This window comes from Streptococcus moroccensis, from assembly GCF_030812835.1.
In the GTDB taxonomy this organism is placed as follows: Bacteria; Bacillota; Bacilli; order Lactobacillales; family Streptococcaceae; genus Streptococcus; species Streptococcus moroccensis.
The window spans coordinates 91,909-98,359 of the sequence record NZ_JAUSTM010000008.1; the positions used below are offsets into that span (position 1 = coordinate 91,909).

7 protein-coding genes are annotated in these 6,451 nt (G+C 41.2%); 5 read left to right on the plus strand and 2 right to left on the minus strand.

The window, feature by feature from the left end; translation table 11 throughout:
* Positions 1-60: 60 nt before the first annotated feature.
* Complete coding sequence (locus J2S23_RS05410) at positions 61-546, plus strand: glutathione peroxidase (protein WP_307121732.1); 486 nt, start codon at positions 61-63, stop codon at positions 544-546.
* Positions 547-1,039: 493 nt separating this feature from the next.
* Here the strand turns inward: J2S23_RS05410 and J2S23_RS05415 are convergent, their stop codons facing one another.
* Both J2S23_RS05415 and J2S23_RS05420 read right to left on the minus strand, forming a co-directional pair.
* On the minus strand, positions 1,040-1,447 hold the full coding sequence (locus tag J2S23_RS05415) for a DUF4430 domain-containing protein (protein WP_307121733.1): 408 nt from the start codon (positions 1,445-1,447) through the stop codon (positions 1,040-1,042).
* On the minus strand, positions 1,428-1,934 hold the full coding sequence (locus J2S23_RS05420; protein ID WP_307121734.1) for an ECF transporter S component: 507 nt from the start codon (positions 1,932-1,934) through the stop codon (positions 1,428-1,430). The genes J2S23_RS05415 and J2S23_RS05420 overlap by 20 nt, the downstream gene beginning before the upstream one ends.
* A 141-nt stretch (positions 1,935-2,075) precedes the next feature.
* On the opposite strand from J2S23_RS05420, the gene J2S23_RS05425 reads away from it, so the two are divergent.
* The 4 genes from J2S23_RS05425 to lysS all read left to right on the plus strand — a co-directional run bounded on the left by J2S23_RS05425 (position 2,076) and on the right by lysS (position 5,924).
* Positions 2,076-2,915 (plus strand): glycoside hydrolase family 25 protein, encoded by an 840-nt coding sequence (locus tag J2S23_RS05425; RefSeq protein WP_307121742.1) that lies wholly within the window; start codon positions 2,076-2,078, stop codon positions 2,913-2,915.
* A gap of 229 nt (positions 2,916-3,144) precedes the next feature.
* Positions 3,145-3,621, plus strand: a complete 477-nt coding sequence (locus J2S23_RS05430) for an aminoacyl-tRNA deacylase (RefSeq protein WP_307121735.1) — start codon at positions 3,145-3,147, stop codon at positions 3,619-3,621.
* A gap of 36 nt (positions 3,622-3,657) precedes the next feature.
* Complete coding sequence (locus tag J2S23_RS05435; RefSeq protein ID WP_307121736.1) at positions 3,658-4,317, plus strand: histidine phosphatase family protein; 660 nt, start codon at positions 3,658-3,660, stop codon at positions 4,315-4,317.
* A 116-nt stretch (positions 4,318-4,433) separates the two neighbouring features.
* Positions 4,434-5,924, plus strand: a complete 1,491-nt coding sequence (gene lysS / locus J2S23_RS05440; protein WP_307121737.1) for a lysine--tRNA ligase — start codon at positions 4,434-4,436, stop codon at positions 5,922-5,924.
* The last annotated feature ends 527 nt before the right edge of the window (positions 5,925-6,451 follow it).

Consider the following 6,451-nt stretch of genomic DNA (forward strand, 5'->3'; position numbering starts at 1 on the left):
GGAAAGTTTGTGGTAAAATAAGAGTCACCAAGCATTGCAAAAACGAAGGAGATTAAGGCCATGACAGATATTTACCAAATTCCCATCGAAACCCAAGATGGCACTCAAATAACACTGAATTCTTATCAAAACAAAGTCCTTTTGATTGTCAATACAGCTACAGGTTGTGGGTTAACCCCTCAGTATGAAGGACTGCAACAGCTCTATGACAAGTATCAGGCGCATGGCCTTGAAATCCTTGATTTTCCTTGCAACCAATTTATGAACCAAGCACCTGGAACAGATACGGAAATCAATCAATTTTGCCAGCTCAACTACCAGACCAGCTTTCCTCGCTTTAAAAAAATTGCTGTTAACGGCAAAGAAGCCTCACCGCTGTTTGTTTACCTCAAGGAGCAACAATCTGATCCTCTCTTAGGTAAAGCTATTAAATGGAACTTTACCAAATTTTTGGTCGATAGAGATGGGCAAGTCGTCAACCGCTTCAGCCCACAAACCGAACCTGAAAAAATAGAAGAATCCATAAAGGAATTGTTAGGATTATAATACAAAGAGCCCTAGGCGTCTTTGTAAGCGTAGACAAACCATATTTTCTGTAGTAATAATACTTAAAAGGTCGCTTAATGATTTTAAATTAATGGATTTTTAGCGAGCGTGGCGAGCAAAAACAGAAACTTTCCGCTGTGATAAAAAAGAGCCTGAAGCGCAATAGTTTCAGGCTCTCGGTAGTTTTGGGGTGAAATAGTCCAGTGGAGTAAAAAGGTTCAGTGAACGTTTTTAGCCCGTCTTCCTAAAAATGAGAAGAGACGGTCAGGTCTGAGCTTGGAAATGAAAAAGCGAAGAAGGCTCAAAACTTAGGTTTGCTTTAACAGTCTGGGAGACTGTTAAAGGTTGGAAATAGACCAAGCGATAGCTTGAGTCAGACGTCCGAAGGAAGTCGCTACCGTCCGTTATCACCTAAGGAAAGTTTCAAAAATGACTTTGTCTTCAATCTGAAAAGAGGCCTAGGCCTCTTTTTTGCAGGGGGTTCCCCTTAGGTTTAGTTAAAGGTTTCTAGGTAAAATTCGACCTTATCATTAGCCTTTAATTCATAGCTTTCGGCACCAACTTCAGCCATTTGCTCATTTACAGTGTACATCCAATAGGTGTTCTTACTTGGGTCTTGGCTAACCCCATCAATCACAGTCACCATTCCATCTTCTTCTTCGATGGTGAAGTTATTTTCCAGAACATCCATCACGGAATCCCCGACTTCAAAAGCAACTTCTTTTTCCGTTGTATTTCCATCCGCAGTTATCAAAAACTGGGCTTGTGCTGTTTGGGTGTCACTGGTTTCTACACTTTCTGAAGCCGTTGACGACGTCGATGACCCTGTTGATGGTGAACTGCAAGCCACTAAGGTCGTTAGCGCTAGTACGATTGATAAGTTAGAAATAACCTTTTTCATGGTTAAAAAATCTCCTTAAGCTAAAAAATAATGCAGGATAAAAACAAACCGTTGAGACAGCATGAACAACATCAAAGGACAAACCGTTTATCAGGTACGGCCAAAGTCTTCCGCCGTAGGTTAAACAGGAAAAGATTCCTATGACCAGACTATAGATAAAAGGCATCACTCCGGAAAGAAGGCTTTGCATCGGAAGTGTCTTTTCTTTTTGACGAAATAAAACCTTATTGAAGCCTTTCCATATCACTAGCACAACAGCATAAGCTATGATTTGCCATAAGACCCATATCCCAAAACCTAAATAAAAACCCGTCACCAACATCGTTAGTGATGCAATGGTAACCACATGCCAAAAGGGCAGATAGTTAAGCAGCAGTAAAAAAAGGGCTGTAATTGGCTTGATATTAGGAAAAGGACCAAATAGCAAACGTAAGGCAACACATAGGCTGGCTAAAATTGCAATCCTCGCCATTTCTCTCACTGTCATGGTCTATTTTTATTCCTTTCTCATCTAAATGTAGAGGAATTCGCAAAAGATGTCAAGAACTTTTCATGATATCCCGCTGTTTGTGCTCTTTTTTTTGATTTATTTGTGAAATTAGGATAAAATGATAGGGATGAAAAAAAGATTAAACCCTTATTTGTGGTTGCTTTCTTTGCTCTTTTCACTGTGATTCTTTTATTCACAAAGATTAGCAACGATCGCTTGAAAGCCCAAGAAGAGGCTGCTCGCATCGCTGCTGAGAAAAAAGCTAGCCAAGCAGCAGCAAAAAAAGCATCTTCAACGTCGTCAATTGAAATCACTGAAGAACTTGTTTCTAAGCCTATTATCGACCTTTCTGGCTGGCAATTGCCAACTAGCATTGATTACGATGTCATGTCTGAATACATTTCAGGAGCTATTATCCGTGTCCAAAGTGGCATGAACACGACTAAAGACAATAATGCATCTGATATCAATGGTCTCGATAAAGCCTACAAGATTCATATCGAAGAATTTCAAGAGCGCCAAGTGCCAGTGGCTGTCTATGCCTATGTTACTGGTAAAAGCGAAGAAGAAATGCGCAAGGAAGCCAAAACGTTTTACAAGGCTGCTGAACCTTACAATCCAACCTTTTATTGGTTAGACGTTGAAGAAAAAACAATGTCTGATATGGATGCTGGAGTTGAAGCTTTCCGTTCAGAGTTAGAAAGCCTTGGAGCTAAGAAGATTGGTATTTATATCGGTACCTATTTTATGGACGACCACTCCATTTCAGTTGATAAGTTTGATGCTGTCTGGATGCCAACCTATGGTTCTGATTCAGGCTATTTTGAAGCCCTCCCATCAACAGACATTGACTACGACCTCCATCAGTACACCTCCCGTGGGTGGGCCGCAGGTATTAATGAAGTTGTTGATTTAAACCAACTTTCCCCTAACAAGGATAAGATTGAAACGTATAAGAAATTATTTACCCTTGAGTAAAAGACTTCATTTTTTGTTGAGACTAAGTCTTAGTCCTTCAATGTCACATTGAAAACTGCAAAACAGTGTGGGTTGGTTTAGAATTGACTTCCATATCTTCTAAATCAACTGCACGGGGGTGGGAATGAGAATTCATTTACTTGAGTTCTATCCCACTCTCTTTTTATTGGGACAACAAAACATAAATGGTTAGTTGCTAACCGTTTACGAATAATTGAAAATAACCCTTATGGCTAAAAAAAGTAAACTAAAAAAAACACTGGTTGAACAGATTTTGGATAAAGCAGGGATTGCTTATCAATCTGTTGCCTTTCATCTCATGGACGAGGACAGTAAAAACGATATCCCTCGTGAAACCATCTTTAAGACCTTGGCTCTGATCGGAGATAAAACAGGTCCCATCATCGGAATCGTTCCCCTGACCAGTCATCTTTCCGAGAAAAAGCTGGCCCAGGTTTCTGGTAACAAAAAGGTTCATATGATTCCACAAAAAGATCTTCAAAAAACAACTGGCTATGTCCATGGAGCTAACAACCCTGTTGGCATTCGCCAAAAACATAGATTTCCAATCATCATTGACCAATCTGCCTTAGACAAAGACCACATGATTGTCTCGGCTGGCGAGTTGGGACGAAGCGTTTCCCTCAAAGCTAGTGACCTGGCAGCTTTTGTTCAAGCTGATTTCGCAGATATTTTAACCGATTAACCTAAATGCATTAATGACTACACGATAGGAGAAACGATGACCTTATTATATTTTGTACGACATGGCAGAACAGAATGGAATTTGGAAGGCCGCTTCCAAGGACACCAAGCTGATTCACCCCTTCTTCCAGCAACGTTGGAAGATTTAGAAGTTCTCGGTGAGCACCTGGCCAGTGTTTCTTTTGACCATATCTTTTCAAGCGATCTTCCCCGAGCTGCAAAGACGGCTGAAGCGATCTTAGAAAAGCAGCCACGCTCAACAGAGTTAACTCTGACACCTGAATTACGGGAGTGGCAGTTAGGCAAATTAGAAGGAACCAAGGTTTCTTTGATGCAGAGCCTCTACCCTAAGCAACACCATGCTTTTCGTCATAATCTGGCCAAGTTTAACCCACGATTGTTTGAGGCTGAGAGTGTGTTTATGGCGACTCAACGGATGGGGAATTTTGTCAAAGCTCAAAAAGAGTTAGGAGCCGACAATCTCCTCTTTGTCAGTCACGGAGCCATCTCTACTGCTTCCATCCGGAGCCTCTTAGGCTATGATACTGCTGAGCTTCGCAAGGCCGGTGGTCTGACAAATTCTAGTGTAACGATTTTAGAAACTGATGATTTTGAACACTTTCATCTGAAATTATGGAATGATATTAGTTTCTTGCAGCATGAACAAGAAGTGATGCAAACAGGCCTTTCCAAATAAATCTTCTAAGAAAAGGCTGATTTTTCCACTTTTTTATGATAAAATGATACGGTGTTAATGAACTGAACAAAGGCTCGTCAACAAGTCTTTGTTTTTGAATAAGGAGAGTAAAACGCATGTCGACTGAACATACAACTGAACTAAACGACCAACAACTGGTTCGTCGCGAAAAAATGACCAACCTTGCTGAACAAGGTATCGACCCTTTTGGCAAACGCTTTGAACGTACAGCTAACTCTGCGCAATTAAATGAAAAATTTGCTGATGCCGATAAGGAAGCTTTAGAGGCTATGGGAGAAACTGCTACTATTGCTGGTCGTTTGATGACGAAACGTGGCAAAGGGAAAGCTGGTTTTGCCCACCTCCAGGATCGTGAAGGTCAGATTCAGATCTATGTCCGTAAAGATGATGTTGGCGAAGAAGCTTACGAAATCTTCAAGAAAGCTGATTTAGGGGATTTCCTCGGTGTTGAAGGTGATGTGATGCGAACGAACATGGGGGAACTTTCCATTCACGCCCGTCAACTCACGCATCTATCCAAAGCCTTACGTCCTCTACCTGAGAAATTCCATGGTTTGACCGATATCGAAACCATTTACCGTAAACGCCATCTCGATCTGATTTCAAATCGCGAAAGTTTCAATCGTTTCATCACCCGTTCAAAACTGATTTCAGAAATCCGCCGTTACATGGATGGTCTTGGATTCCTAGAAGTGGAAACGCCTATTCTTCATAACGAAGCTGGTGGGGCAGCTGCTCGTCCATTTACAACTCACCACAATGCTCAAAACATGGATATGGTTCTTCGTATCGCAACTGAGCTTCACCTCAAACGCTTGATTGTTGGTGGGATGGAACGTGTCTATGAGATTGGCCGTATCTTCCGTAACGAAGGGATGGACGCAACTCATAATCCTGAATTCACCTCTATTGAAGCTTACCAAGCCTATGCTGACTATGAAGACATTATGGACTTGACCGAAGGGATTATCCAGCATGCTGCAAAGGCAGTCTGTGGGGATGGTCCTATCACCTATCAGGGAACTGAAATTGCCATTCACGAACCATTCAAACGTGCTCATATCGTTGATTTGGTCAAGGAGCAAACTGGAGTTGATTTTTGGCAAGAGCTAACGCTTGAAAAAGCTATCACCCTCGCTAAAGAACACAAGGTGCCCCTTGAACAGCACTATACGTCTGTCGGCCACATCCTCAATGCCTTCTTTGAGGAGCATGTCGAGGAAACCCTTATCCAACCGACCTTTGTCTATGGACACCCCGTTGAAGTCTCTCCACTTGCTAAGAAAAATGATGAGGATGCACGCTTTACAGACCGCTTTGAGCTCTTTATCATGACCAAGGAGTACGCCAACGCCTTCACAGAGTTGAACGATCCTATCGACCAGTTGGAACGCTTTGAAGCACAAGCTAAGGCAAAAGAACTCGGTGATGATGAGGCAACAGGAATCGACTATGACTTTGTAGAAGCGCTCGAATACGGTATGCCACCAACTGGAGGTCTCGGTATCGGCATCGACCGCCTCTGCATGCTCTTGACAGATACCACAACCATCAGAGATGTCCTATTATTCCCTACGATGAAGTAATCACGCTTAAAAACCTTGATATTATAAGGTTTTGAGAGATAGAAATGCATAACTTAACAAACATTTAACAAAAATTATTAAAATATTGTTAAACCAAAATTAAAAGATTTAAAATAATAAAAAACGAACATTCTTCAAGAGTGCAGTCTCTAGATAAAAGAACGTTCGTTTTTTATTTTCCCTAAGCATCACGTTTATTTGAAGGATCGATAGAAAAGCGGAACCTGAAATCATGCCAATTGTCTGAGACAAATTCTTGAATGGCAGTTGAGATAAAGTCGAGGCAATAGTTGTCATTATCTCGTAACTGTTCTGCATTAAAATTTAAAAGAAATTACTGGACGAATTGGGTTGGTACACTCTATAAGGGCTCTATAATTTCTGTAGTGGGTAAAAACCTTACGGAGATTATGGAGCCTTTTTGAGTGTAGAAAAAAAGTCCCATATGACTTATAATGAAAAGTGACCAAACAACTCATTAGAAAGACACATATGGAACATCTTAAGAATACCACAGATTTAATCGG